The sequence below is a fragment of the Ramlibacter sp. genome (assembly GCF_036676645.1).
Taxonomy (GTDB): Bacteria; Pseudomonadota; Gammaproteobacteria; order Burkholderiales; family Burkholderiaceae_C; genus Ramlibacter.
Genome location: NZ_JAKFCM010000075.1, coordinates 1 through 25,571 on the forward strand (window position 1 = coordinate 1; position 25,571 = coordinate 25,571).

Sequence of the window (25,571 nt, forward strand, 5' to 3'; positions counted from 1 at the left end):
CCGGGTCGGCATGGCGGGCTGGCACCTGCCATGTCATTGCGGCCTCGAGCCGCAATCCATCTCCTGTCGTCCGAACACGTGCTGTGGCACACCGACGTCGGGAGATGGATCCCGGCTTGCGCCGGGATGACAAGTTGCGCGCCGGCATGGCATGGCGGGATGACGCCTGGCATGTCATTGCGGCTTCGAGCTGCTTCGAGCCGCAATCCATCTCCCGCGCGATGCTCGGGCCCGGAAGGTGGATCCCGGCTCCGCCCGGCTTCCGCCGGGGGTGACCTCCGGGAATGCTCCGCACCACAGCGGCGCGTAAAACTTCCGTGTCGGTGCGCAACTTTGACGTGGCGCAGGGACGGCGACGTGGATGAGCGACAATATGCGTTTCCCGCATCCGATCCATACCAACCGTCATGAAGTACGCGAGCAGTCATGAATTCCTGGCCCAGGTGGCCACGCGCAACCCGGGTCAACCCGAATTCCTGCAGGCGGTGACCGAGGTCATCGAAAGCCTCTGGCCGTTCATCGAGCGCAACCCGCGCTATTCCGAGCACGGCCTGCTCGACCGGCTGGTGGAGCCCGAGCGCATCATCCAGTTCCGCGTGTCCTGGGTCGATGACCATGGCGACGTGCAGGTCAACCGGGCGTTCCGCATCCAGCACAGCTCGGCCATCGGCCCCTACAAGGGCGGCCTGCGCTTCCACCCCTCGGTGAACCAGTCGATCCTGAAGTTCCTGGCCTTCGAGCAGACCTTCAAGAACGCGCTGACCACCCTGCCCATGGGCGGCGGCAAGGGCGGCTCCGACTTCGACCCCAAGGGCAAGAGCCCTGGTGAAGTCATGCGCTTCTGCCAGGCGTTCATGACCGAGCTGTTCCGCCACGTGGGCTCGGACACCGACGTGCCGGCCGGCGACATCGGCGTGGGCGGCCGCGAAGTCGGCTTCCTGGCCGGCATGATGAAGAAGCTGTCCAACCGGGCCGACTGCGTCTTCACCGGCAAGGGCCTGTCGTTCGGCGGCTCGCTGATCCGCCCCGAGGCCACCGGCTACGGCACGGTCTACTTCGCCGCGGAGATGCTCAAGCAGCGCGGCCTGGACTTCCAGGGCCTGCGCGTCAGCGTCTCGGGCTCGGGCAACGTGGCCCAGTACGCGGTCGAGAAGGCCATGGCGCTGGGCGCCAGGGTGGTGACGGTGTCCGACTCCAGCGGCACCATCGTCGACCAGGACGGCTTCACGCCGGGCAAGCTGGCCGAGCTGATGGAGGTGAAGAACCACCTGTACGGTCGCGTCAGCGACTACGCCGAGCGCACCCGCACCCAGTTCCACCCGGGCAAGTCGCCCTGGTCGGTGCCGGTGGACGTGGCCCTGCCCTGCGCCACCCAGAACGAGCTGTCCGGCGACGACGCCCGCACGCTGGTCAAGAACGGCGTGCTGTGCGTGGCCGAGGGCGCCAACATGCCGTCCACGCTGGAAGCGGTGCATGTGTTCGAGCAGGCGAACGTGCTGTTCGCACCCGGCAAGGCCAGCAACGCCGGCGGCGTGGCCACCTCCGGCCTGGAGATGAGCCAGAACGCGATGCGCCTGTCCTGGCCGCGCGAGGAGGTCGACAACCGGCTGCTGTGCATCATGCAGGGCATCCATGCGGCGTGCGTGGAGCACGGCAGCCGACCGGACGGCAGCGTCAACTACGTCGACGGCGCCAACATCGCCGGCTTCGTGAAGGTGGCCGAGGCCATGCTGGCCCAGGGCGTGATCTGACGGATTGGTTCGCGGCCTCGGGCCGCCAGCCGATCAGCAATTCCGGCCTGGATCCCGGCTTTTCGCCGGGATGACACGAAGAAGGCGCGGGCTTTTCCGGATGACCTGAAGCCGGGGCGGCCTGCGCCGGGACGGCATGGAATCCGGCGCCCGTCCGCGCCAGAATGGGCGCCCCGGAACACACCCCGGAGGCGCCCATGCTGTTCCTGTCCCGTCGCTGGCTGATCCAGGCCGGCGCCCTGCTCCCGCTGGCGGCCGTGCTGCCGGCCGGGGCGGCTTCGGGCCGGCTGAAAAGCTGGAAGCTCGCCACGCCGCGCCGCACCGGCATCCATGACGTGGCGCCGGCACCGGACGGCGGCGTGTGGTTCAGCGCGCAGGCCAGCGGTCACCTGGGCTGGTTCGACCCGCGCAGCGGCCGCACCGAACAGGTCGCGCTGGGCAGCGGCTCCTCGCCGCACGGCGTGATCCAGGGCCCCGACAAGGCGGCCTGGCTCACCGACGGCGGCCAGAACGCCATCGTCCGCGTGGGCTGGCCCGACCGCCAGGTGCAGGTCTTCCCGCTGCCGGCCGGCACCCCCTACGCCAACCTCAACACCTGCGCGTTCGACGGCGACGGCGACCTGTGGTTCACGGGGCAGTCCGGCTGGCTGGGCAAGGTCGCGGTCCGCACCGGCGAGGTGACGGCGATGCCGTCCCCGCGTGGGCGCGGACCCTACGGCATCTGCGCGACCCCGGCGGGCGACATCTGGTGGTGCTCGCTGGCGGGATCCTTCATCGCGCGCATCGATCGGCGCACCGGCGAGTCGCAGATCGTCGAGCCGCCCACCCGGGACCAGGGCGCGCGCCGCGTCTGGAGTGACAGCCGGGGCCGCATCTGGGTCAGCGAATGGAACAGCGGCCAGTTGTCGATGCACGACCCGCGCACCGGCGCCTGGCGCGCATGGAAGCCGCCGGGCGCCCACACGCGCGTCTACGCGGTGTACGTGGACGACCGCGACCAGGTGTGGATCAGCGAATGGAGCGGCAACGCCGTGTACTCGTTCGATCCCGATGCCGAGCGCTTCGAGCGCTACGCCCTGCCGCGCGAGGGTGCCGGCATCCGCCAGATCCTGGGCCGGCCGGGCGAGGTCTGGCTGCCGGAGAGCGGAACGGAGCACATCACGGTGATCCGCACCTAGGCCATCGCGCCCCGCTTCACCCCACCACGCCGCGCGCACGCAGCGCGGCGATCTCGCCGGGGCCGTACCCCAATCCACCCAGCAATTCGTCGGTGTGCTCCCCCCGGCGCGGCGGATCGAGCCGCACGCCGGGCCGCTCGCCGCCGAGCGTGATGGGCAGCAGGGTGACCCGGGCCGACTCGCCCGCCTTCGGCCCGTCGGCCAGCTTCACGTCGGCGAGGCCGCCGGTGGCGACGAGGTGCGGATCTTCGAACAGTTCCTCGGGCTTGCGGATCGGGGCGAACGGCAGGCCCTGCCGCTCGAAGATCGCCGCCAGTTCGGCTGCCGTCCTGTGCGCGAGCCGCTCGCGCAGCAGCGGCAGCAAGCGGACCCGCGCCCGCACCCGGTCATTGTTGGTGGCGAACGCCGGATCGGCGAGCAGGTCCTCGAATCCGAGCGCCCGGCAGAACAGCTGCCATTGCCCGTCGCTCACCGCGGCCAGGAAGATCTGCTCGCCGCCCTGGACGGTGAACACGTCGTACACGCCCCAGGCCGAGATGCGGTTGGGCATGGGCGCAGCCGGCTCGCCGGTGATCGCGTACTGCAGCATGTGCTGGCCGACCAGCAGCACGTTGTTCTCGAACAGCGCGCTCTGCACTTCCTGTCCGCGCCCGGTGATGCCGCGCTGCACCAGCGCGGCCAGCACGCCGATGGCGCCGAACATCCCGCCCATGATGTCGTTGACGCTGCTGCCGGCGCGCAGCGGGTCACCCGGCCGGCCGGTCATGTAGGCCAGCCCGCCCATCATCTGCACCACCTCGTCGAGCGCGGTGCGGTGCTCGTACGGGCCGGGCAGGAAACCCTTGAGGCTGGCGTAGACCAGGCGCGGGTGGTCCGGCGCCAGGCTGGCGTAGTCGAGGCCGTACCGCGCCATGGTGCCGGGCTTGAAGTTCTCGGCCACCACGTCGGCGCTGCCGCACAGCCGCCGCGCGATGCCGGCCCCCTCGGCACTGCGCAGGTCCAGCGAGAGGCTCTTCTTGTTGCGGTTGAACATCGGGAAGAAACCGGCGCCCGACCCCAGCAGGTGGCGGGTGCGATCGCCTTCGAGGGGCTCGACCTTGATGGTTTCCGCGCCCAGGTCGGCCAGCACCATGCCGCAGGTGGGGCCCATGACCATGTGGGTGAATTCGACCACGCGCAATCCCGACAGCGGCTGCGCCGCGGGGCCCTCGGCCGGCACGGACATGGGGTTCATGCGGCGCAGTGTAGGTCCGCCGCGCGGCGCCAGGCGGATGCGATGAGCTTGAAGTCCTCCGGCCGGCCGCCTACCTTGCAGGCCCCCAAATCAGGAGACTGCCATGGCAACGTACTTTGCATTGGTCACGTTCACCGACCAGGGCCTGCGCAGCGTGAAGGACACCGTCAAGCGCGCCGACGCGGCGAAGGAACTGGCCAGCCGCTTCGGTGTGCAGATGACCGGGATCCACTGGACGCTGGGTGCCTGCGACCTGGTGGTGCAGTGCGAGGCGCAGGACGAGGCCTCCATCATCGCCTTCAACCTGGCGCTGTGCTCGGCCGGCAACGTGCGCACGCAGTCGCTGCGGGCGTTCTCGCGCGACGAGATGGCGGCCGTGCTGGGCAAGCTGCCGTAGTTCATCCGACACCTTGGGCCGCCAGGCCGCCCCGCCGCTCGCGCTTGCGGCCGAGCGGCGGCTGGCGCATCTGCATCTGCCGCACAGCGGCTCAGCCGGGCGCCAGCGGGAGCGTGAAGTGGAACGCACTGCCCTCGCCCGGCGTGCTCTCGACCCACAGCCGTCCGCCGTGCGCCGCGACGATGCCCTGGGCGATGAACAGGCCGAGCCCCGAGCCGATCCGGGCATGCTCCCGGGCCGACCAGTACGGATCGAACAGGTGGGCGAGCGCCTCGGCCGCAATACCGGGGCCGCTGTCGACGACCGAGTAGCGGACCATGGTGCCTCCCGCGCGGCCAGCAGCCACACGCTGTCGCCCTCACCGCAGAACTTGAGGGCGTTGCCGACCAAATTGGCGAATACCTGCTGGATCCGTCCGTGGTCGCAGCAGACGGACTCGCCGTGCAGATCGATCCGCGCCTGCAATCCGATGCCCTTCTCCTTCGCAAGCGGCTCATGCGCCTCCAGCGCCTCGCTCACCAAAGCCTGCGCGTCGCCGGGCTCCCGTCGCACCGCCAGGCGCCCCGCGCGGGTGTTGGCCATGTCCAGCAGATCTCCGATCAGCTGCCTCATCCGGCCGCTGGCGCGCAGGATGGTGTCCACCGGCCTGCGGCTGCGCACGCTGCCGCTGGCATCGGCCTCGCGTGCCAGCAGCTCGGCCGCCAGGCTGATCGTGCCCAGGGGGCTGCGCAGGTCGTGGGAGACGATGGCGAGCAGATCGTCGCGCGTGCGCACCGCCTGCTCGAGCTCCCGCAGGAGCCGCTCGCGCTCGACTTCGGCGTGCTTGCGCTCGGTGTTGTCCGCGACCACGCCGATGAAGCGCCGCGGGCGTCCCGCGCGATCGAACAGCACCTGCCCGCGTTCACCCACCCAGCGCTCGGGGCTGCCGTCGGCGGGCAGGACGCGGTACTCGGCCCGGTACGCGCCTCCGCTGGCCGGCTCCGAAGCCGCCGCAAAGAGCTCCAGCGCGTGCTCGCGGTCGTCGGGGTGGATGAGCGCGGCCCGCTTCTCGGCGGTGACCGGCACGTCCTGCGGAACGCCGAAAACCTCGCGGACCTTGCCCGACCAGCGGATCAGGCCAGCCGGCAGGTCCCAGTCGTAGGTGCCGAGATCGGCCACTTCCAGGGCCAGCCGCAAGCGCTCCTCGCTCTCCTGGATCGATCGCCGAACGGGCATTGCGAGGTCACCCGGCGCCGGCACCCATCCGGCGCGACGCCAGGCTAGTGGTTGTGCTGCTGCGGGGTGACTTCCCAGTGCTGCAGCACCCGCTCGTGGTTGTCCACGCTCTCCAGCCGCACCCGGAAACCCCACAGCCGGGCGACGTGCTTGACCACCTCTTCCGCACTGTTGTCGAGCGGGCGGTCGTTCTGGCGGGTGTGGCGCAGCGTCAGTGAGCGGTCGCCGCGCAGGTTGACGTTCCAGACCTGGATGTTGGGCTCGCGCCAGTTCAGGTCGTACTGCTTCGACAGCGCTTCGCGCACGTGCCGGTAGCCCATGTCGTCGTGGATGGCCGAAACCTCCAGTTCGCGCTGGGCGGCATCGTCGACGATGGAGAACAGGCGGAACTCGCGCATCAGCCGCGGCGACAGGTACTGGCCGATGAAGCTCTCGTCCTTGAAGTGGCGCATGGCGTAGTCCAGCGTCCTGAGCCAGTCGCCGTTGCCGGCGATGTCGGGGAACCACTCCCGGTCCTCGTCGCTCGGCTCCATGCAGATGCGCTTGAGGTCGCTGAACATGCCGAACCCCAGCGCATAGGGGTTGATGCCCGAATAGCGCGGGTCGGTCACCGGCGGCTGGAACACCACGTTGGTGTGCGAGGACAGGCACTCGATCATGAAGCCGTCGCCCAGCCGCCCCTGGTCGTACAGCGTGTTGAGCAGCGTGTAGTGCCAGAACGTGGCCCAGCCCTCGTTCATCACCTGGGTCTGGCGCTGCGGGTAGAAGTACTGCGCCACCTTGCGCACGATGCGCACGACCTCGCGCTGCCAGGGCTCCAGCAGGGGCGCGTTCTTCTCGATGAAGTAGAGCAGGTTCTCCTGCGGCTCCTCGGGAAAGCGCCGGTGCTCCTTCTTGGCCTGCTTGCCGGGCTGGCGCGGCAGCGTGCGCCACAGGTCGTTGACCTGCTGCTGCAGGTAGGCCTCGCGCTCCTTGCGGCGCTGCTCTTCTTCCACCAGGCTGATCTTCTGCGGCCGGCGATAGCGGTCGACGCCGTAGTTCATCAGCGCATGGCAGGCGTCCAGCACCTCCTCGACGGCATCGAGCCCGTGGCGCTCCTCGCACTCGGCGATGTAGCCCTTGGCATAGACCAGGTAGTCGATGATGGACGAGGCGTCGGTCCACATCCGGAACAGGTAGTTGCCCTTGAAGAAGGAGTTGTGGCCGAAGCAGGCGTGCGCCATCACCAGCGCCTGCATGGGCAGCGTGTTCTCCTCCATCAGGTAGGCGATGCAGGGATCGGAGTTGATGACGATCTCGTAGGCCAGGCCCATGTGGCCGCGGCGGTAGTTCTTCTCGCTGGCGATGAACTGCTTGCCGTAGGACCAGTGGCGGTAGTTGACCGGCATGCCGACCGAGGCGTAGGCGTCCAGCATCTGCTCGGCCGAGATCACCTCCAGCTGCACCGGGTAGGTGTCGAGCCGGAAGCTCTCGGCCGTGCGGCGGATCGCGTCGAAGTACTCTTCGATCAGCTCGAAGGTCCAGTCGGACGCCTGCGGCAGCCGGTCGGCGCCGCGCACCGAATCGAACACCGCGATCATGGCGTCGCTCCGGCCGGGTTCTTGCGGAACAGGTCGCGGAACACCGGGAAGATCTGCGCCGGCGTGACGATCTTCTGCATGGCGAAGTTGACGTTGCCCTCGAGCACCCGGGTGTACTCCTCCCACAGGTTCTGGTCCTCGTCGGCGACCTGCACGTAGGCGAAGTAGCGGCACAGCGGCAGCAGCTTGCCCTCCAGCAGCTCGCGGCACTTGGACGAATCCTGCTGCCAGTTGTCGCCGTCCGACGCCTGGGCGCCGTAGATGTTCCACTCGCTGCCCATGTAGCGCTCGCGGATGATGTCGTTCATCAGGGTCAGTGCGCTCGAAACCACCGTGCCGCCCGACTCGGTGGCGTGGAAGAACTCGTCTTCCGTCACCTCGGCCGCCTGCGTGTGGTGGCGGATGAAGATCACGTCGGTCTGCTTGTAGTGCCGGGTCAGGAACAGGTACAGCAGGATGAAGAAGCGCTTGGCCAGGTCCTTGCGCGACTCGTCCATGGAGCCCGACACGTCCATCAGGCAGAACATCACGGCCTTGCTGGTGGGCAGCGGCTCGCGCACGCGGTGGCGGTAGCGCAGGTCGAACGGATCGAGGAAGGGCACGCGCTTGAGCCGCTGGCGCAGGTCCTCGATCTCGGCCTGGAGCGCGTCGATTTCCGCGCGCGGCGTATCCGCGCGCGATTCGATCAACGCCAGGTGCTCCTCGGCCCGGCGCAGCTGCCGGCGTGCATCCCCGCCCATGGCGATGCGGCGCGCCAACCCCACGCGCATGGAGCGCACCACGTGCAGGCTGGTCGGGTTGCCCTGCGAGACGAAGCCGGCCCGGCGGGTCTTCCACTCCGGCGCATCGGCCAGCAGCTGCGTGCGGATGAGCCGCGGCAGCGCCAGGTCGTCGAAGAAGTAGTTCATGAACTCCTCCCGCGTGATGCGGAAGGTGAAGTCGTCTTCGCCGGTGCCGTCGGGCGATGCGTTGCCGCCGCCCCCACCCGCCCCGCCGCGCGGGCGCGGGATGCGGTCGCCGCGCACGTACTCCTGGTTGCCGGGATGCACCATCTCGCGGCTGCCGCCGGACCCGTGGCTGAACACCGGCTCGTTCACGTCGCGGCGCGGCAGGCTGATGTCGGCGCCGTCCTCGATGTTGTGGATGCTGCGGTCGCCCACCGCCTTGCGCACCGCGTCGCGGATCTGCTCGCGGTAGCGGCGCAGGAAGCGCTCGCGGTTGCCGATGGACTTGTTCTTGCCCGACAGCCGCCGGTCGATCACCTGGTGGAGCGCGGCTCGCTCCGGTCGCTGGTTGGATGCCACGGACAGGGGTTCCAGTTTGTCATCACCGCACCACGGCGGCGGTCCCCTTCAAGGGGCCACCGCGGAACCGGCTTGGCCGGGCCGCTGGTGGCGCCCCCTGGGGGGAGGCGCCGAAGGCGCTTCGGGGGGGACCAGGTTCATGAGCTCTTGCGCACTCTCAGGTACCACTCGCACAGCAGCCGCACCTGCCGGTGCGTGTAGCCCTTCTCGACCATCCGGTTGACGAAGTCCTCGTGCTTCTTCTGCTCGTCCGCGCTGGCCTTGGCGTTGAAGCTGATCACGGGCAGCAGGTCCTCGGTGTTGGAGAACATCTTCTTCTCGATCACCGTGCGCAGCTTCTCGTAGCTGGTCCACACCGGGTTCTTGCCGGCGTTGTTGGCACGCGCGCGCAGCACGAAGTTGACGATCTCGTTGCGGAAGTCCTTGGGGTTGGACAGCCCGGCCGGCTTCTCGATCTTCTCGAGCTCGGCGTTGAGCGCGCCGCGGTCGAAGATCTCGCCGGTGTCGGTGTCGCGGTACTCCTGGTCCTGGATCCAGAAGTCCGCATAGGTCACGTAGCGGTCGAAGATGTTCTGGCCGTACTCGGAGTACGACTCCAGGTAGGCGGTCTGGATCTCCTTGCCGATGAACTCGGCATACCGCTGCGACAGGTGCTCCTTGATGTACGACAGGTACTTCTGCTCGACCTCGGGCGGGAACTGCTCGCGCTCGATCTGCTGCTCCAGCACGTACATCAGGTGCACCGGGTTGGCCGCGATCTCGTTGCTGTCGAAGTTGAACACCTTGGACAGGATCTTGAAGGCGAAGCGGGTGGAGATGCCCGTCATGCCCTCGTCGACGCCCGCGTAGTCGCGGTACTCCTGGTAGCTCTTGGCCTTGGGGTCGGTGTCCTTGAGGTTCTCGCCGTCGTAGATCAGCATCTTGGAGAAGATGCTGGAGTTCTCCGGTTCCTTCAGGCGCGTGAGCACCGAGAACTGCGCCATCATCTTCAGCGTGCCCGGGGCGCACACCGCCTCCTTGAGCGAGGAGTTGCGCAGCAGCTTCTCGTAGATCTTCATCTCCTCGGTGACGCGCAGGCAGTACGGCACCTTGACGATGTAGATGCGGTCCAGGAAGGCCTCGTTGTTCCTGTTGTTCTTGAACGCCTTCCACTCGCTCTCGTTGGAGTGGGCCATGACGATGCCGTCGAACGGGATCGCGCCAAAGCCCTCGGTGCCCTTGAAGTTGCCTTCCTGCGTGGCGGTCAGCAGCGGGTGCAGCACCTTGATGGGGGCCTTGAACATCTCGACGAACTCCAGCAGCCCCTGGTTGGCCAGGCACAGGCCGCCGGAATAGCTGTAGGCGTCGGGGTCGTCCTGAGCGTAGGTTTCCAGCTTGCGGATGTCGATCTTGCCGACCAGCGAGGAGATGTCCTGGTTGTTCTCGTCGCCCGGCTCGGTCTTGGCGATGGCGATCTGCTTGAGCACCGAGGGGTAGCGCTTGACCACGCGGAACTTGCGGATGTCGCCGCCGAACTCTTCCAGCCGCTTGACCGCCCAGGGCGACATGATGCGCTGGGTGTAGCGCCGAGCGATGCCGTACTGCTGCTCCAGGATGGGTGCGTCCTCCTCGTTGTTGAACAGGCCCAGCGGCGACTCGTTCACCGGCGAACCCTTGATCGCGTAGAAGGGCACCTGCTCCATCAGCTGCTTGAGCCGCTCGGCAATGGACGACTTGCCGCCGCCGACCGGGCCCAGCAGGTACAGGATCTGCTTTTTCTCCTCCAGGCCCTGCGCCGCGTGGCGGAAGCACGCCACCACCTGCTCGATCGGCTCCTCCAGCCCGTAGAAGTCCTTGAAGGCCGGGTAGATGCGGATCATCTTGTTGCCGAAGATGCGCGACAGGCGCGGATCGTGGCGGGTGTCTATGACCTCGGGCTCGCCGATCGCCGCCAGCATGCGCTCGGCGGCGGTGGCGTAGACCAGCTTGTCCTTCCTGCACGCCTCGAGGTAGTCCTCGAGCGACATTTCTTCCTCGCGCGTCTGCTCGTAGCGTGCCAGGAAATTGCGAACCACATCCATTGGGAGAACCTCCTTCGGTTTCGCTCTCTGCGCCAGCCCCTGACTGCATCCGGTGTCGGCAGCCACTTTAGCGCGGAACCCTTGTTGAGGTACACACACCCTGTAGGTGGACACCGGACTTCACTGTAGGTGAACCGTAGAGAAAATCTACGCCCCGAAAGTTTCTCGGGGAATGCCCTGTCCACACTTGCGTGAGGGGTGCGCAACAGGGTGCGCTGCGCGCGTAAAGTCGCTTGCGCATCGCTGCGTTTTGCGGCAGCGGCAAGCGCGCATGCGCGGCGCGATCACTGATCGCCGTCAACCACGGACCGGCAGGCGGGCCCTAGAGTCGGCTCACGTGCGGCCCTGCACCGGCAGCGGCACGCGCGCCGACCCCCCATGAAGAACATCCAAGTCGCCTTCGGGTTCGTCCTGCTGGCACTCACCGGGCTCTGGCTGCTGGCCGACACCCTGCTGCCGCAGCCCTTCACCTGGTTTTCCTTCCGCTCGGTGTTCGTCCAGTACACCGGCGTCCTCGCCATCGGGACGATGAGCGTCGCCATGCTGCTGGCATTGCGGCCGAGCTGGCTGGAGCAGCGCCTGTACGGGCTGGACAAGATGTACCGGCTGCACAAGTGGCTGGGCATTGCCGCGCTGGGGCTGTCCGTGCTGCACTGGTGGTGGGCGCAGGGTACCAAGTGGATGGTGGGCTGGGGCTGGCTGGAGCGGCCGGCCCGGCGCGGCGCCCCCGCCGGAGGCAGCGGCGCCGGCGACCTGGCGCAGTGGCTCGCCGGCCAGCGCGGCGTCGCCGAAGGCCTGGGCGAGTGGGCGTTCTACGTGGCGGCCATCCTGATCGGGGTGGCGCTGGTGAAGAAGGTGCCCTACCGGTGGTTCCGCAAGACGCACGCGCTGCTCGCCATCGCCTATGGCGTGCTGGCATGGCACAGCGTGGTGCTGCTCAAGCCCGCTTACTGGGCGCAGCCGGTGGGCTGGGCGGTGGCGCTGCTGCTAGCCACGGGTCTGGTCGCCGCCGTGCTGTCGCTGGCCGGCCGCATCGGCGCCGACCGGCGCGTGGGCGGCGTCGTGCAGTCGCTCACCTACTATCCGGCCCTGCGCGTGCTGGAGGGAGCCGTGCTGCTGGATCCGGGCTGGCCGGGCCACAGGGCCGGCCAGTTCGCCTTCGTCACCGGTGATCCGCGCGAAGGCCCGCACCCCTACACCATCGCGTCATCCTGGCACCCGCAGGAGCGCCGGCATGTCTTCATCGTCAAGGAACTGGGCGACCACACCGCGCACCTGCACGAGACGGTGGCGGTGGGCGACCGGGTGACGGTGGAGGGCCCGTACGGGCGCTTCGACTTCGACGACGACAAGCCGCGCCAGGTCTGGGTCGGCGCGGGCATCGGCATCACCCCGTTCATTGCGCGCATGAAGCAGCTGGCGCAGGCGCCGGCGCCGGCGCGGCAGGCCATCGACCTGTTCCATCCCACCCGCGACTACGAGCAGGCCGCGATCGACAAGCTGACCGCCGACGCGAAGGCCGCCAACGTCAACCTGCACGTGCTGGTGAGCCCGCGCGACGGCCACCTCAGCGCCGAGCAGATCCGGGCGGCGGTGCCGGACTGGCGCTCGGCCAGCGTCTGGTTCTGCGGGCCTGCCGGCTTCGGCGATGCCCTGCGCCGCGACTTCCGCGCCCACGGGCTGCCGGCGCGCGACTTCCACCAGGAACTGTTCGAGTTCCGGTAGCGGCGCGTCAGGCCAGCCCGAGCAGCCGGACCGCGTTGCCCTTCAGGATGCCGGGCATCACCTCCGGCTTGAACCCGGCTTCCTCGAAGTCCTTCATCCAGCGGTCGGGCGTGATCAGCGGGTAGTCGCTGCCGAACAGCACGCGGTCCTTCAGCAGCGTGTTGGCGTACTGCACGAGCTGCTTCGGAAAGTACTTCGGGCTCCAGCCCGACAGGTCGATCCAGACGTTGGGCTTGTGGGTGGCGACCGAGAGCGCCTCGTCCTGCCACGGGAAGCTGGGGTGGGCCATCACGATCTGCATGTCGGGGAAGTCGATGGCGACGTCGTCTAGGTGCATCGGGTTGCTGTACTCCAGCCGCAGCCCGCCACCGCAGCGCATGCCCGAACCGATGCCGCTGTGTCCGGTGTGGAAGATGGCCGGCAGCTTGTGCGCGGCGATCACCTCGTAGATCGGCCAGGCCATGCGGTCGTACGGGTGGTAGCCCTGCACCGTGGGGTGGAACTTGAAGCCCTTCACCCCTTCCTCCCGGATCAGGCGCTCGGCCTCGCGCGCGCCCATCTTTCCCTTGTGCGGATCGATGCTGGCGAAGCACACCATCATTTCGGCGTTCTCGCGCGCCGCCTGGGCGATCTCCTCGTTCGGGATGCGCCGGCGGCCGAGCTGGGACTCGCTGTCCACCGTGAACATCACCAGCCCGATCTTGCGCTCGCGGTAGTAGGCGATCGTTTCGGCGATCGTCGGGCGCCGGTTCGAGCGGAAGTACTTGTCGGCGGCGCGGTCGTACTCCTCGCCGTAGTTGTCGAACGGGTTCCAGCAGCTGACTTCGGCGTGCGTGTGCACGTCGATCGCGATGAGGTTGGCGTGGTCCATGGTGCGCAAGTCCTAAGGGTTTTCACCCGGATTCTGGGTCTTGTTTTGATTATTGTCCATAACCAATAATGCGCGCTTCACGCCCCCACGCCATGACCTCCCAGGACCTCCAGATCGAGCAGCGCGGCGCCATCGCCGTGCTGCGCCTCAACCGCGCCGGCAAGCGCAACGCGCTCAGCGACGGCCTCGTGCTCGCGATCCGCGACGCGTTCCAGAACCTGCCCGAGGGCACCCGCGCCGCCGTCATCCACGGCGACGGCGAGCACTTCTGCGCCGGCCTCGACCTGTCGGAGCTGCAGGAGCGCGACGCCGGCGCCGGCCTGCTGCACTCGCGCATGTGGCACGCGGCGCTGGAGCAGGTGCAGTTCGGCCCGGTGCCGGTGGTCGCCGCCCTGCATGGCGCGGTGGTCGGCGGCGGCCTGGAGCTGGCCGCGGCCTGCCACGTGCGCGTGGCCGACGAGACCGCCTTCTACGCGCTGCCCGAGGGCTCGCGCGGCATCTTCGTGGGCGGCGGCGGCTCGGTGCGCATCCCGCGCCTGATCGGCGTGGCGCGCATGACCGACATGATGCTCACCGGCCGCGTCTACGACGCACAGGAAGGCGAGCGCGCCGGTTTCGCCCAGTACCGGGTGCCGCAGGGCCAGGCGCTGGACAAGGCGCTGGAGCTGGCTGGGCGCATCGCGCAGAACGCCCCGCTGACCAACTACGCGCTGATGCACGCACTGCCGCGCATCGCCGAGCAGCCGGCCGACCAGGGCTACCTGACCGAGGCGCTGATGGCGGCCATCGCCCAGAGCGCGCCGGAAGCCAAGGAGCGCGTGCGCGCCTTCCTCGAAGGCCGGGCGGGTAAGGTCGGCAAGGGCTAGGGCCATGGATGCCACGACCACCCGTTCCGCGCCGCGCTACCGCCCGCTGGAGTTCGGCGTCACGCGCGCCCGGCTGCGCGAAGGCGCGAACGGCGTGCAGTACCTGCGCGCCGACCAGGACCTGCAGCCCTGCGCAGAGCGCATGACCGACCGGCTGCTGCACTGGGCGCAGACCGATCCCGACCGCACCTTCATCGCGCGGCGCCGCCGCCTGGCCGATGGCAGCACCGGCGACTGGATCCGCATCAGCTACGCCCAGGCGCTGGACAGCGCCCGCCGCGTCGGCCAGGCGCTGCTCGACCGCGGCCTGGATGCCGAGCGGCCGGTCGCCATCCTGTGCGAGAACGGCCTGGAGCACGCGACCCTCGCGCTCGGCTGCCTGTATGCCGGCATTCCCTATTCGCCGGTGTCGTCGGCCTACTCCACCATCAGCCAGGACTACGACAAGCTGCGCCACGTGCTGCAGACGCTCACGCCCGGCCTGGTGTACGCGACGGACGCGCGCTATGCGAGGGCGATCGCGGCGACGGTCCCCGAAGCGGTGGAAGTGGTGCTGGGCGAGCTGTTCCCGGCCGTCCCCGGGCAGGACCAGCTGCCCGGCCGCACCGTCACGCCGCTGGGCGCGCTGCTCGCCACCGAAGCGACCCCGGCCGTCGACGCCGCCCGCGCGGCCACCGGCCCCGGCACGATCACCAAATTCCTGTTCACCTCGGGTTCGACCAAGCTGCCCAAGGCGGTGATCAACACCCACGGCATGTGGTGCGCCAACCAGCAGCAGATGCGCCAGTCGATGCCGGTGCTGGCCGAGGAGCCGCCAGTGCTGGTGGACTGGCTGCCCTGGAACCACACCTTCGGGGGCAACCACAACGTCGGGCTGACGCTCTACAACGGCGGCACCCTGTACATCGACGACGGCAAGCCCACGCCCGCGCTGATCGGCGAGACGCTGCGCAACCTGCGCGAGATCGCGCCCACGGTGTACTTCAACGTGCCCACCGGCTTCGAGGCGATCGCGCAGGCCATGAAGACGGACGCCGACCTGCGCCGCAACCTGCTGTCGCGCGTGCGGATGTTCTTCTACGCCGGCGCCGCGCTGGGGCAGCCGGTCTGGGACCTGCTGCACGAGGTGCAGGAAGCCGAGATCGGCGAGCGCATCGTGATGGGCACCGGCCTGGGCATGACCGAGTCGTCGCCCTTCGCCATCTTCATCACCAGCCCCGACGTCAGGTCCGGCTACCTGGGCCTGCCCACGCCGGGCATGGAACTCAAGCTGGTCCCCACCGAAGGCAAGGTGGAGGTGCGCTACCGCGGCCCCAACGTCACGCCCGGCTACTGGCGCGCGCCGCAGGAAACGGCGGAGAACTTCGACGAGGAAGGGTTCTTCCGCACCGGCGACGCCGTGCAGTGGATCGACGAGCAGGACCGCCACAAGGGCCTGAAGTTCGACGGCCGCATCGCCGAGGACTTCAAGCTGGCCACCGGCACCTTCGTCAGCGTGGGGCCGCTGCGCGCCAAGATCATCGCGGCGGGCGCGCCCTACGTGCAGGATGCGGTGATCACGGGCCTGAACCGCCGCGAAGTCGGCGCGTTGCTGCTGGCCACCCCGGCGGTGCGCCAGCTGGCCGGCCTGCCGGCCGACGCGCCGCTGAAGGACGTGCTGGAAAGCGCGCCGGTGCAGGCGCACTTCCAGCAAGTGCTGGACCAGCTGGCAGCTTCGGCCACCGGCAGCGCCAACCGGGTCGCGCGCCTGCACCTGATGCACGAGCCGCCCTCCATCGACAAGGGCGAGGTCACCGACAAGGGCTCGATCAACCAGCGCGCCGTGCTCAAGCACCGCGACGCGCTGATCCAGGCCTTCCACGACGACGCCCTGCCCTTTACCCTCAAGCCCCGCGCATGAGGAGAGCCGCCCCATGAAGATCGAAGGACAAGCCGCGCTGGTCACCGGGGGCGCATCCGGCCTCGGCGAAGCCACGGCGCGCGAGTTGGCGCGCCTGGGCGCCCGGGTGGCCGTGCTGGACGTCAACCTCGAGCAGGCGCAGAAGGTCGCCGGCGAGATCGGCGGCATCGCCGCGACCTGCGACATCACCCGCACCGACAGCCTGCAGGCGGCGCTGGCCACGGCCTCGGCGGCGCACGGCCCGGCCCGCATCCTGATGAACATCGCCGGCATCGGCACCGCGAAGCGGGTGGTGCAGAAGGACGGCAGCCCGGCCCCGCTGGACGATTTCGCCCGCGTGATCAACGTCAACCTGGTCGGCAGCTACAACGCCAGCCGCCTGTTCGCGGCCGAGTGCGCGAAGCTGCCGGCGCTGGACGACGGCGAGCGCGGCGTGATGCTGTTCACCGCCTCGGTCGCCGCCTTCGACGGCCAGGTCGGCCAGCAGGCCTACAGCGCGTCCAAGGGCGGGCTGGTGGGCATGACGCTGCCGATGGCGCGCGACCTGGCGCAATACGGCATCCGCGTCTGCACCATCGCGCCCGGCCTGTTCTCGACCCCTCTGATGCGCCAGCTGCCCGAAGCCGTGCAGCAGTCGCTGGCGGCGTCCATCCCGTTCCCGCCCAGGCTGGGCAAACCCGAAGAGTTCGCGCAGCTCGCCTGCCATATCGTCACCAACACGCACCTCAACGGCGAGGTGATCCGGCTCGATGGCGCGCTGCGCATGGCGCCGCGCTGAACCGGCCTCTTTCCCACTGACCCAGGAGACATCCATGAAACTTGCCCGCACCCTGATCGCCGCCGCCGCCATGGTGGCCGCGTCGACCGCCGCGCTGGCCGACATCAACGTCGGCGTGGTGCTGTCGCTCACCGGCCCCGGCTCCGGCCTGGGCATCCCGATGCAGAAGCAGCTGCAGCTGTTTCCCAAGGAGATCGCCGGCGAGAAGATCAACCTGATCGTCCTGGACGACGCGTCCGATCCGGGCAAGGGCGTCAGCAACACCCGTCGCCTGGTGACGGAGGACAAGGTCGACGTGATCCTGGGCTCCTGCCTCACGCCGGTGGCCGGCGCGATGGCGCCGGTGGCCGCGGAAGCCAAGACGGTGCAGATCGCCGGCTCGCCGGTGGGCACGCCGCCCGGACAGGACCAGTGGCTGTTCCGCCTGCCGCAAAGCAACAACGTCATGGCGCACGCGATGGTCGAGCACATGAAGAAGCAAGGCATCAAGACCATCGGCTTCCTCGGCTACACCGACGCCTACGGCGAACTGTGGATCAAGGCGCTGGAGCCCGAAGCGGCGAAGAACGGCATGAAGATCGTCGCCGTCGAGCGCTTCGCCCGCAGCGACACCAGCGTCACCCCGCAGGCGCTGAAGCTGACCTCGGCCAATCCCGATGCGATCGTGGTGGTGGCTTCCGGCTCGGGCGCGGCGATGCCGCAGATGGGCCTGGTCGACCGTGGCTACAAGGGCAAGATCTACCAGACCCACGCGGCCGCCACGGCCGACCTGATGCGCATCGGCGGCGCCAAGGTCGAGAACACCTTCGTGGTGTCCGGCCCGGCCGTGGTCGGCGAACAGCTGCCCGATTCGCACCCCTCCAAGAAGGCGGCCATGGACTTCTACAGCAACTACGAGAAGGCCTTCGGCCCGCCCAACCAGTTCGCCGGCCACTCGTACGACTTCGAGATCGTGATGAAGAAGGTGGTGCCGGTGGCGCTGAAGAAGGCCAAGCCCGGCACCCCCGAGTTCCGTGCCGCGCTGCGCGACTCGCTGGAGACCATGGGCCGCACCATCTTCGCCCACGGCGTGATGAACTGGACCAAGGACGACCACTGGGGCTACACCAACGAGACGGGGGTGATGCTGAAGGTGGTGGGCGGCAAGTTCGTGGTGGAGAAGTGACATTGCAGTGCCCGGCGCCAGCCGGGCGCGCGATGTCATCCCGGCGAAAGCCGGGATCCAGGAACGACCCCGACTCGTCAACCCCGGCGGGCGCCAGGATCCACGAAAAGACTCCGCCAACCCACTTGCGCACGTAGATCCCGCCCCCCGCTCGCGGGGGCCCGAATTCCGCGGGAATGACGGTTTCCTGAAGAACCCATGGACCTCTCCATCGCCGGCATCCTCGCCATCGACGGCCTGACCAACGGCGCCGTGTACGCGCTGCTCGCGCTGGCCACGGTGCTGCTGTTCGCCGTGACGCGCGTCATCTTCATCCCGCAGGGCGAGTTCGTCGCCTTCGGCGCCCTCACGCTGGCCATCATGCAGACCGGCAAGGTCCCGGGCACCGTGTGGTTCCTGCTGGTGCTGGCCGGCGCCGCCGCCATCGCCGACGTCTACGAAGGCCTGCGCCACCGGCAGCCCCCCATCCGCGTGGCCCGGCAACTGGCGCGCACGCTGGCCGTGCCGGTGCTCGTGTCGCTCCTGGCCATCTGGGCCGCGCCCAGGGGCTTTCCGCTGGTGGTGCAGGCCCTGATCGCGCTGGCCCTGGTCACGCCCTTCGGCAACCTGATCTACCGGCTGGCCTACGAGCGCCTGGCCGACGCCAGCGTGCTGGTCCTGCTGATCGTCTCGGTTGGCGTCCACTTCGCGCTGGTGGGGCTGGGCCTGTTCTTCTTCGGGGCCGAGGGCTTCCGCAACCCCAGCTTCTGGGATGCGCGCTTTTCGGCCGGAGCGCTCGCGCTCACCGGCCAGGCGCTGATCATCTTCCTGGCCACGCTGGCGCTGATCGTGATGCTGTGGCTGTACTTCGAGCGCACGCTGTCCGGCAAGGCGCTGCGCGCCACCGCCGTCAACCGGGTCGGCGCCCGGCTGATGGGCATCTCGTCCAACTCGGCCGGCCGGCTGGCCTTCACCATGGCCGCGTTCATAGGCGCCCTGTCCGGCCTGCTGATCGGGCCGACCACGACGATCTTCTTCGACAGCGGCTTCATCATCGGCCTCAAGGGCTTCGTGGCCGCCGTCTTCGCGGGGCTTTCCAGCTACCCGCTGGCGATGGTCGGGGCGCTGCTCGTCGGCCTGCTGGAGAGCTTCGGCTCGTTCTGGGCCAGCGCCTTCAAGGAGGTGATCGTGTTCTCCTCCATCCTGCCGGTGCTGCTGTGGCGGTCACTGCGCGATCCGCACTCAGAGGAACACTGATGTCCACCGGACAAGACACGGTCCTCGCGCCGGCGCGCGCCGGCAAAGGCAATGCCATGGCCATCGTGAGGCGCCTTGCGTTCCCCGCCTTCGCCGTGCTGATGCTGGTGCTGCCGGCGCTGCCGGTGCCCGACTTCTGGATCACCCAGAGCAACTACATCGGCATGTACTCGCTGGTGGCGCTGGGCCTGGTGCTGCTGACCGGCGTGGCCGGCCTGATCTCCTTCGGCCAGGCCGCGTTCGTCGGCGTGGGCGCGTACTCGGCCGCCTTCCTGGCGGTGAAGCTGTCGGCCTCCCCCTGGCTGGCGCTGGCGGTGGGCATTGCCCTGGCCATTGCCGCCGCACTGGTGCTGGGCGCCATCACCCTGCGCATGTCGGGCCACTACCTGCCGCTGGCCACCATCGCCTGGGGCCTGGCCCTGAACTACACCATGGCCAACATGGAGTGGCTGGGCAAGTACGACGGCATCCTGGGCATTCCAGAGCTCACCGTGTTCGGCTGGCAGCTGGGGTCCGGCCGCGGCCTGCACGTGCTGATCTGGTCGATCGCGCTGGTGGCGGCGCTGGGCGCCCGGCACCTGCTCGATTCGCGCCCGGGCCGCGCCATCCGCGCGCTGAACGGCGGCTCGACCATGGCCGAGGCCATGGGCATTTCCACCTTCCGCGCCAAGCTCACGGTGTTCGTCATCGCCGCCGTGCTGGCGGCGATTTCCGGCTGGCTGTTCGCCTACTTCCAGCGCTCGGTGAGCCCCAGTCCGTTCTCGATCGGCAAGGGCATCGAGTACCTGTTCATGGCGGTGCTGGGCGGCGTCGGCCATGTCTGGGGTGCCTTCATCGGCGCCGGCGTGGTCAAGATCGTCGAGGACCGGTTGCAGGTGCTGCTGCCCGAGCTGATCGGCACCACCGGCAACTTCGAGACCATCGTGTTCGGCATCGTGCTGGTCGTGGTCCTGAAGTACGCGCCGAACGGCCTGTGGAGCTTCGTCGCCCGCTGGCTGCCGCGGGTGGACCGGGTGCGCGACTGGGACGGCGCCGCCCCGCTGCCGGCCCGCGACAAGCCCACGCCCGGGCAGTCGCTGCTGCAGGTCGAAGCCGTGCGCAAGGAGTTCGGCGGCCTGGTTGCCGTCAACGACGTCAGCTTCGAGGTGCACGCCGGCGAGATCGTCGGCCTGATCGGCCCGAACGGCGCCGGCAAGTCCACCACCTTCAACCTGATCACCGGCGTGCTGTCCACCACGTCCGGCCGGGTGCAGTACCGCGGCGAGGACATCACCGGCCTGCCCTCGCGCCAGATCGCGCGGCGCGGCATCTCGCGCACCTTCCAGCACGTGAAGATGATTCCGGACATGACCGTGCTGGAGAACGTCGCGCTGGGCGGCTACCTGCGCGGCAGCGCCGGCACCCTGCGCGCCATGCTGCGGCTCGATCGCGCCGAGGAGCGCCGCCTGTTCGCCGAAGCCGAGCGGCAGCTGGCGCGCATCGGCATGGCCGAGCGCATGCACGAGCTGGCCGGCAACCTGGCGTTGGGCCCGCAACGGCTGCTGGAGATCGCCCGCGCGCTGTGCAGCGACCCGGCGCTGCTGCTGCTGGACGAGCCCGCCGCCGGCCTGCGCCACAAGGAAAAGCAGGCGCTGGCCGGCGTGCTGCGCCAGCTCAAGGGCGAAGGCATGAGCCTGCTGCTGGTGGAGCACGACATGGACTTCGTCATGGGCCTGACCGACCGCATCGTGGTCATGGAATTCGGCACCCGGCTGATGGAAGGCACGCCCGCCGAAGTGCAGGCCAGCCCCGCCGTGCGCGCCGCCTACCTGGGGACGGAACACTGATGGCCGAGCTGCTGCAAGTGGCCGGCCTGCACGCCGGCTACGGCCGGGCCGAGGTGCTGGCCGGGCTCGATTTCGAACTGGCGCCGGGGCAGGTGGTGACGGTCATCGGCCCCAACGGCGCCGGCAAGTCCACCACGCTGAACGCCCTGATGGGCATGCTGCCCTGCCGCGGTACCCTGCGCTTCGACGGCCAGGACATCGCCGACGCCACGCTGGAAGAGCGCGTGATGCGGGGCCTGGCGCTGGTGCCGGAAAAGCGCGAGCTGTTCGGCACCATGGCGGTGGAAGACAACCTGGTGCTGGGCGGCTACCGCTCGATGAAGCTGCGGGTGCCGAACTGGAAAGGCGAACTGGAGCGCGTCTACGAGCTGTTCCCGCGCCTGAAGGAGCGGCGCGCGCAGCTGGCCGGCACGCTCTCGGGCGGCGAGCGCCAGATGCTGGCGGTCGGCCGCGCGCTGATGTCGCGCCCCAAGCTGCTGATGCTGGACGAACCCAGCCTCGGGCTGGCGCCGCTGATCGTCAAGGAGATCTTCCGCATCATCGAGCGGCTGCGCGAGCAGGGCGTCTCCATCCTGCTGGTGGAGCAGAACGCGCGGGCCGCGCTGGAAGTGGCCGACTACGGCTACGTGCTGGAAACCGGCGAGATCCGGCTGCAGGGCGCCGCACGCGAACTCGCCGGCGACCCGCGCGTGATCGAGACCTACCTCGGGGCCGGCCGCAGCAACGCGGCGGCGGCCGCCACCCCGGCCTGAGCCCGCCGCGGATGGACTACCGACCCGACGCCGCCGACGCCTGCTACCTGCTCGAGCAGGTGCTGGATGCGCCGGCCCAACTGCGCGCGCTGGCACCTTTCGCTGAAATCGACTCCGACCTGATGGGCCAGGTCCTGGAGGAAGCGGCCCGGTTCGCGGGCGAGGTGGTCGCCCCGCTGAACGCCGTGGGCGACGCGGTCGGTGCGCAGTTCCATGATGGCAAAGTCACCATGCCGCCCGGCTTCGCCGATGCGTATCGCGCGTTCCGCCAGGCCGGCTGGCCCGCGCTGGCCTGCGCGCCGGAGGACGGCGGCCAGGGCCTGCCCTGGGTGTTGGAGGGCGTGCTGTACGAATGGCTCACCGGCGCCAACCACGGCTGGACCATGGCGCCCGGCCTGCTGCACGGCGCCTACGAATGCCTCAGGCACCACGCCAGCGAGGAGCTCAAGGCGCGCTACCTGGGCCGGATCGCCAGCGGCGAGTGGCTGGCCACCATGTGCCTGACCGAGCCGCAGGCCGGCAGCGACCTCGGGCTGGTGCGCACCCGGGCCGTGCCGCAGGCCGACGGCAGCCATCGCCTCGCGGGCACCAAGATCTTCATCTCCGGCGGCGAGCACGACCTGACCGACAACATCGTGCACCTGGTGCTGGCGCGCGAGCCCGGCGCGCCGCCCGGGCCGAAGGGCCTGTCGCTGTTCCTGGCGCCCAAGTTCCTCGTACCCCCTCCGGGCGAGGGCCGGAACACAGACCTCCCTCCTCCTCCGGGGGAGGGCTGGGGTGGGGGCACGCGCAACGCCATCGTGTGCGAGCGCATCGAGGAGAAGATGGGCCTGCACGGCAGCCCCACCTGCGTGCTGCGCTTCGACGACGCCATCGCCTGGCGCGTCGGCGAGCCGGGCCGCGGCCTGTCCGCCATGTTCGTGATGATGAACGCGGCCCGCCTGCACGTCGCGCTGCAGGGCGTGGGCCTGCTCGATGCCGCCTGGCAGAAGGCCCATGCGTACGCGCAGGAGCGCCTGCAGATGCGCGCACCCGGCGGCACGCTGGGCGCCGGCGAGGCCGATCCGATCATCCGCCACCCCGCCGTGCAGCGGACCCTGGACACCGAGCGCGCCTGGATCGACGGGCTGCGGGTGCTGGCGTACCACACGGGCGTGCAGCTCGACATCGCCCGCCACCATGCGGACCCCGCGCAACGGCAGTCCGCGCAGCAGTGGTGCAGCCTGGTCACGCCGGTGCTCAAGTCGCTGTGCACCGAGCAGGGCTCGGGCGGGGCCGGCCGGCTGCTGCAGGTGTTCGGCGGCCACGGCTACGTGCGCGAGTGGGGCATCGAGCAGCACGTGCGCGATGCCCGCATCACCCTGATCTACGAGGGCACCAACGAGATCCAGGCCATCGACCTGCTGGCGCGCAAGGTGCTGCCGGACGGCGGAGCCGGCATCGAATCGATGCTGCAGCAGCTGGCGCTCGGGGTGGACACGGCCGCGGCCGATGGCCCCGAGACCTCGGCGCGGCTGCAGGATGCCGTCCGCCTGACGCAGGAACTGGTGCAGGCCAGCCGCGCGCAGGCCGGCCTGGCCTTCGAGGCGGCCGACGACTACCTGCGCGCGATCGGCCTGGCGCTGCTGGGCTGGGCCTGGCACCGCATCGACCGGTCGCAGCATGCACGGCAGGCCCGCTGGGCCGCACCGCATCGCGCGCTGCGCCTGCGCGTGCTGCCCGAGTACGAGATGCGCGCCGGGATCCTTCGCACGCAATGCCGTGCCGCCGCCGCGGCCGTGCAGGCCGCCTGACCACCGCCATGCCGCGCCCTGCTGCATCCCGCGCCCTCCCCACCGCCGACGAGACGCCGGTGGTCGACCAGGTCGACACCAGCTTCCTGGAGACCCTGCTCGGCTACAACGCGCGCCGCGCCGCGCTGGCCGTGATCGAGGTGTTCCTGGAGCGCATGGCGCCCTACCGCCTGCGGCCGGTGGACTTCTCCGTGCTGTCGCTGGTGGTGCACAACGCGGGCATCACCTCGCGCCAGCTGTGCTCGGCGCTGGGCATCCTGCCGCCCAACCTGGTGCCGCTGGTCGGCACGCTGGAAAAGCGCGGGCTGATCGAGCGCAAGCCGCACCCCCGCGATGGACGCGCCACCGGCCTGCACCCGACGGCCGCCGGCCGCAAGCTGATGGGAGAAGCCGAGAAGGCGGCCGCCAGGCTGGAAAGCGAGATGGCCGCGCACCTCACGCCGGGCGAGCACAAGACGCTGCTGCGCCTGCTGCGCAAGATCTACCAGCGCCCTTGAGGGCGTGTCCTACAGACGGGCCGCGGCAGCCGCGGTGAGATGGGGCCATCGACACGATGGACGAATCGCCATGGCTCAATCGAACGACACGCCTGCCAGCACCCGCACCCGCTACCGTTTCTACGCGGCCGGGGACCGGCTGTACGCCCGCAACGTCGCGGGCAAGGTGGTGGATCTCGGGCGGCTCACCCGCCATGCCGACGGCAGCTGGCACTATTTCCTGGACGGCAACAAGCTCGCCGGCGGCGGCACGCCCACGCCGGAGACCGCGATGGCGGACGCGGCCCGGCGCATGGGCTTCCTGTACCTCGACGGGCAGTTCACCGCGGTGGAGGATGCGCGCACGCACCCCGGACTGGACCTCGACAAGGCACCGGCCGTGGAGGTGACGATGGACGAACTGCAGCCGGGCGAGCGCATGGAGGATGCGCGGATGTAGAGGGGAATGTCATTCCGACGCAAGTGTCATTCCGGCGGAAGCCGGAATCCATCTCCCGCGGCCTGGACACGCGCCGTGGTCATTCCGGCTTCCGGTGTTGGATTGCGGCTCGAGACCGCAATGACACCATTTCGCCAGGACCCGCACGGCGGTCGTTCCGGCTTCCGGCGATGGATTGCGCTTGCCTCGAGGCCGCAATGACACCGTCCGACCCCAGAGCACGGCGCGGGGCCGGCGCGCGGATGCGCTACCCTCCCTCCTGAGATCGACAGGAGAGCCCATGAGCAAGACCCGCTATCCCGCCCCCACCCTCGAGCAGGTGCCCGAGGACATCCGCGCCCGCATCCTGGAGGTGCAGGAGAAGTCCGGCTTCGTGCCCAACGTGTTCCTCGCGCTGGCGCGCCGGCCGGCCGAGTGGCGCGCCTTCTTCGCCTACCACGACGCCCTGATGGTGCCGGAGACCGCCGGCCGGGAGAGCGGCCTGAGCAAGGGCGACCGCGAGATGATCGTCACGGCCACCAGCGCCGCCAACGACTGCCTGTACTGCGTGGTGGCGCACGGCGCGATCCTGCGCATCTACGAGAAGAAGCCGCTGGTGGCCGACCAGGTCGCGGTGAACTACCGCAAGGCCGACATCACGCCGCGCCAGCGCGCCATGCTGGATTTCGCGATGAAGGTCTGCCTGCGCGCGCAGGAGATCGAGGACGCCGACTTCGAGGCCCTGCACGCGCACGGCTTCTCCGACGAGGACGCCTGGGACATCGCCAGCATCACCGCCTTCTTCGGCCTGTCGAACCGGGTGGCGAACTTCTCCAGCATGATGCCGAATCCGGAGTTCTACCTGATGGGGCGGGTGCCCAGGCAGAAGTGACGACGCGGTCGTCGCCGCAACGCGTCGACGACCAGCGTCGCCATCCTGGCGAAAGCCGGGATCCGTTCCGGCGGAAGACGGATCCATCACCCGTCGCCCAAACACGCGCAGGGATCGTCAGGCGTCCGGTGAC

Annotated in this window: 21 protein-coding genes and 1 pseudogene; 15 read left to right on the plus strand and 7 right to left on the minus strand. The window is 69.4% G+C overall.

Annotated elements, in window-relative coordinates:
- The first annotated feature begins 407 nt into the window (after positions 1 to 407).
- Positions 408 to 1,751 carry an NADP-specific glutamate dehydrogenase gene (gene gdhA, locus V6M57_RS11310; RefSeq protein ID WP_332815095.1) on the plus strand — a complete coding sequence of 448 codons (1,344 nt, stop codon included), beginning with the start codon at positions 408 to 410 and terminating at the stop codon, positions 1,749 to 1,751.
- A gap of 197 nt (positions 1,752 to 1,948) precedes the next feature.
- Positions 1,949 to 2,929, plus strand: a complete 981-nt coding sequence (locus V6M57_RS11315; protein WP_332815096.1) for a Vgb family protein — start codon at positions 1,949 to 1,951, stop codon at positions 2,927 to 2,929.
- Positions 2,930 to 2,945: 16 nt separating this feature from the next.
- Here V6M57_RS11315 and V6M57_RS11320 read toward each other — a convergent pair whose 3' ends face one another.
- Positions 2,946 to 4,163, minus strand: a complete 1,218-nt coding sequence (locus V6M57_RS11320) for a CaiB/BaiF CoA transferase family protein (RefSeq protein ID WP_332815097.1) — start codon at positions 4,161 to 4,163, stop codon at positions 2,946 to 2,948.
- 103 nt (positions 4,164 to 4,266) lie between these two features.
- On the opposite strand from V6M57_RS11320, the gene V6M57_RS11325 reads away from it, so the two are divergent.
- A complete protein-coding gene (locus tag V6M57_RS11325) occupies positions 4,267 to 4,560 on the plus strand; it encodes a GYD domain-containing protein (RefSeq protein WP_332815098.1) in 294 nt (97 codons plus the stop codon).
- A 91-nt stretch (positions 4,561 to 4,651) separates the two neighbouring features.
- Here V6M57_RS11325 and V6M57_RS11330 read toward each other — a convergent pair whose 3' ends face one another.
- The 5 genes and pseudogenes from V6M57_RS11330 to V6M57_RS11350 all read right to left on the minus strand — a co-directional run bounded on the left by V6M57_RS11330 (position 4,652) and on the right by V6M57_RS11350 (position 10,719).
- Positions 4,652 to 4,879, minus strand: coding sequence for a HAMP domain-containing sensor histidine kinase (locus V6M57_RS11330; protein WP_332815099.1), 228 nt, complete (start codon positions 4,877 to 4,879; stop codon positions 4,652 to 4,654).
- 305 nt (positions 4,880 to 5,184) lie between these two features.
- A pseudogene (locus V6M57_RS18530) lies at positions 5,185 to 5,775 on the minus strand (PAS domain-containing protein); the annotation flags it as partial.
- 44 nt (positions 5,776 to 5,819) lie between these two features.
- Positions 5,820 to 7,355, minus strand: coding sequence for a SpoVR family protein (locus V6M57_RS11340; RefSeq protein WP_332815101.1), 1,536 nt, complete (start codon positions 7,353 to 7,355; stop codon positions 5,820 to 5,822).
- Entirely contained in the window at positions 7,352 to 8,659 is a 1,308-nt protein-coding gene (locus tag V6M57_RS11345) for a YeaH/YhbH family protein (RefSeq protein ID WP_332815102.1), read from the minus strand. Before V6M57_RS11345 ends, V6M57_RS11340 begins: the two co-directional genes overlap by 4 nt.
- Positions 8,660 to 8,796: 137 nt before the next feature.
- Positions 8,797 to 10,719 (minus strand): PrkA family serine protein kinase, encoded by a 1,923-nt coding sequence (locus tag V6M57_RS11350; protein WP_332815103.1) that lies wholly within the window; start codon positions 10,717 to 10,719, stop codon positions 8,797 to 8,799.
- A gap of 378 nt (positions 10,720 to 11,097) precedes the next feature.
- Between V6M57_RS11350 and V6M57_RS11355 the strand changes: the two genes are divergently transcribed.
- The gene (locus V6M57_RS11355) at positions 11,098 to 12,444 is read left to right on the plus strand and encodes a ferredoxin reductase family protein (protein ID WP_332815104.1); all 1,347 of its coding nucleotides are present in this window, start codon (positions 11,098 to 11,100) and stop codon (positions 12,442 to 12,444) included.
- Positions 12,445 to 12,451: 7 nt separating this feature from the next.
- On the opposite strand, the gene V6M57_RS11360 is transcribed toward V6M57_RS11355, so the two are convergent.
- Positions 12,452 to 13,315: an amidohydrolase family protein gene (locus V6M57_RS11360; protein ID WP_332815105.1), complete on the minus strand. Its 864-nt coding sequence runs from the start codon at positions 13,313 to 13,315 to the stop codon at positions 12,452 to 12,454.
- 92 nt (positions 13,316 to 13,407) lie between these two features.
- Between V6M57_RS11360 and V6M57_RS11365 the strand changes: the two genes are divergently transcribed.
- The 11 genes from V6M57_RS11365 (at position 13,408) to V6M57_RS11415 (ending at position 25,438) form a co-directional block, all read left to right on the plus strand.
- The gene (locus tag V6M57_RS11365) at positions 13,408 to 14,181 is read left to right on the plus strand and encodes a crotonase/enoyl-CoA hydratase family protein (protein WP_332815106.1); all 774 of its coding nucleotides are present in this window, start codon (positions 13,408 to 13,410) and stop codon (positions 14,179 to 14,181) included.
- A gap of 4 nt (positions 14,182 to 14,185) precedes the next feature.
- Complete coding sequence (locus tag V6M57_RS11370; RefSeq protein WP_332815107.1) at positions 14,186 to 16,081, plus strand: feruloyl-CoA synthase; 1,896 nt, start codon at positions 14,186 to 14,188, stop codon at positions 16,079 to 16,081.
- 13 nt (positions 16,082 to 16,094) lie between these two features.
- Complete coding sequence (locus V6M57_RS11375; RefSeq protein WP_332815108.1) at positions 16,095 to 16,859, plus strand: SDR family NAD(P)-dependent oxidoreductase; 765 nt, start codon at positions 16,095 to 16,097, stop codon at positions 16,857 to 16,859.
- 34 nt (positions 16,860 to 16,893) lie between these two features.
- Positions 16,894 to 18,024: an ABC transporter substrate-binding protein gene (locus V6M57_RS11380; RefSeq protein ID WP_332815109.1), complete on the plus strand. Its 1,131-nt coding sequence runs from the start codon at positions 16,894 to 16,896 to the stop codon at positions 18,022 to 18,024.
- A 198-nt stretch (positions 18,025 to 18,222) separates the two neighbouring features.
- Complete coding sequence (locus tag V6M57_RS11385) at positions 18,223 to 19,260, plus strand: branched-chain amino acid ABC transporter permease (protein ID WP_332815110.1); 1,038 nt, start codon at positions 18,223 to 18,225, stop codon at positions 19,258 to 19,260.
- 56 nt (positions 19,261 to 19,316) lie between these two features.
- Entirely contained in the window at positions 19,317 to 21,086 is a 1,770-nt protein-coding gene (locus V6M57_RS11390) for a branched-chain amino acid ABC transporter ATP-binding protein/permease (RefSeq protein WP_332815122.1), read from the plus strand.
- On the plus strand, positions 21,086 to 21,838 hold the full coding sequence (locus V6M57_RS11395; RefSeq protein ID WP_332815111.1) for an ABC transporter ATP-binding protein: 753 nt from the start codon (positions 21,086 to 21,088) through the stop codon (positions 21,836 to 21,838). The genes V6M57_RS11390 and V6M57_RS11395 overlap by 1 nt, the downstream gene beginning before the upstream one ends.
- A gap of 11 nt (positions 21,839 to 21,849) precedes the next feature.
- Positions 21,850 to 23,631, plus strand: a complete 1,782-nt coding sequence (locus V6M57_RS11400; protein WP_332815112.1) for an acyl-CoA dehydrogenase family protein — start codon at positions 21,850 to 21,852, stop codon at positions 23,629 to 23,631.
- Positions 23,632 to 23,639: 8 nt separating this feature from the next.
- Complete coding sequence (locus V6M57_RS11405; protein ID WP_332815113.1) at positions 23,640 to 24,128, plus strand: MarR family winged helix-turn-helix transcriptional regulator; 489 nt, start codon at positions 23,640 to 23,642, stop codon at positions 24,126 to 24,128.
- Between the two features lie 70 nt (positions 24,129 to 24,198).
- Positions 24,199 to 24,567 carry a hypothetical protein gene (locus tag V6M57_RS11410; protein WP_332815114.1) on the plus strand — a complete coding sequence of 123 codons (369 nt, stop codon included), beginning with the start codon at positions 24,199 to 24,201 and terminating at the stop codon, positions 24,565 to 24,567.
- Between the two features lie 280 nt (positions 24,568 to 24,847).
- A complete protein-coding gene (locus V6M57_RS11415) occupies positions 24,848 to 25,438 on the plus strand; it encodes a peroxidase-related enzyme (protein WP_332815115.1) in 591 nt (196 codons plus the stop codon).
- The last annotated feature ends 133 nt before the right edge of the window (positions 25,439 to 25,571 follow it).

Excerpts from the sequence above, each read along its gene's own strand:
- gdhA (WP_332815095.1), top strand. The coding sequence starts at position 408 with ATGAAGTACGCGAGCAGTCATGAATTCCTGGCCCAGGTGGCCACGCGC.
- V6M57_RS11315 (WP_332815096.1), top strand. The coding sequence starts at position 1,949 with ATGCTGTTCCTGTCCCGTCGCTGGCTGATCCAGGCCGGCGCCCTGCTC.
- V6M57_RS11320 (WP_332815097.1), bottom strand. The coding sequence starts at position 4,163 with ATGAACCCCATGTCCGTGCCGGCCGAGGGCCCCGCGGCGCAGCCGCTG.
- V6M57_RS11325 (WP_332815098.1), top strand. The coding sequence starts at position 4,267 with ATGGCAACGTACTTTGCATTGGTCACGTTCACCGACCAGGGCCTGCGC.
- V6M57_RS11330 (WP_332815099.1), bottom strand. The coding sequence starts at position 4,879 with ATGGTCCGCTACTCGGTCGTCGACAGCGGCCCCGGTATTGCGGCCGAG.
- V6M57_RS11340 (WP_332815101.1), bottom strand. The coding sequence starts at position 7,355 with ATGATCGCGGTGTTCGATTCGGTGCGCGGCGCCGACCGGCTGCCGCAG.
- V6M57_RS11350 (WP_332815103.1), bottom strand. The coding sequence starts at position 10,719 with ATGGATGTGGTTCGCAATTTCCTGGCACGCTACGAGCAGACGCGCGAG.
- V6M57_RS11355 (WP_332815104.1), top strand. The coding sequence starts at position 11,098 with ATGAAGAACATCCAAGTCGCCTTCGGGTTCGTCCTGCTGGCACTCACC.
- V6M57_RS11360 (WP_332815105.1), bottom strand. The coding sequence starts at position 13,315 with ATGGACCACGCCAACCTCATCGCGATCGACGTGCACACGCACGCCGAA.
- V6M57_RS11365 (WP_332815106.1), top strand. The coding sequence starts at position 13,408 with ATGACCTCCCAGGACCTCCAGATCGAGCAGCGCGGCGCCATCGCCGTG.
- V6M57_RS11370 (WP_332815107.1), top strand. The coding sequence starts at position 14,186 with ATGGATGCCACGACCACCCGTTCCGCGCCGCGCTACCGCCCGCTGGAG.
- V6M57_RS11375 (WP_332815108.1), top strand. The coding sequence starts at position 16,095 with ATGAAGATCGAAGGACAAGCCGCGCTGGTCACCGGGGGCGCATCCGGC.
- V6M57_RS11380 (WP_332815109.1), top strand. The coding sequence starts at position 16,894 with ATGAAACTTGCCCGCACCCTGATCGCCGCCGCCGCCATGGTGGCCGCG.
- V6M57_RS11385 (WP_332815110.1), top strand. The coding sequence starts at position 18,223 with ATGGACCTCTCCATCGCCGGCATCCTCGCCATCGACGGCCTGACCAAC.
- V6M57_RS11390 (WP_332815122.1), top strand. The coding sequence starts at position 19,317 with ATGGCCATCGTGAGGCGCCTTGCGTTCCCCGCCTTCGCCGTGCTGATG.
- V6M57_RS11395 (WP_332815111.1), top strand. The coding sequence starts at position 21,086 with ATGGCCGAGCTGCTGCAAGTGGCCGGCCTGCACGCCGGCTACGGCCGG.
- V6M57_RS11400 (WP_332815112.1), top strand. The coding sequence starts at position 21,850 with ATGGACTACCGACCCGACGCCGCCGACGCCTGCTACCTGCTCGAGCAG.
- V6M57_RS11405 (WP_332815113.1), top strand. The coding sequence starts at position 23,640 with ATGCCGCGCCCTGCTGCATCCCGCGCCCTCCCCACCGCCGACGAGACG.
- V6M57_RS11410 (WP_332815114.1), top strand. The coding sequence starts at position 24,199 with ATGGCTCAATCGAACGACACGCCTGCCAGCACCCGCACCCGCTACCGT.
- V6M57_RS11415 (WP_332815115.1), top strand. The coding sequence starts at position 24,848 with ATGAGCAAGACCCGCTATCCCGCCCCCACCCTCGAGCAGGTGCCCGAG.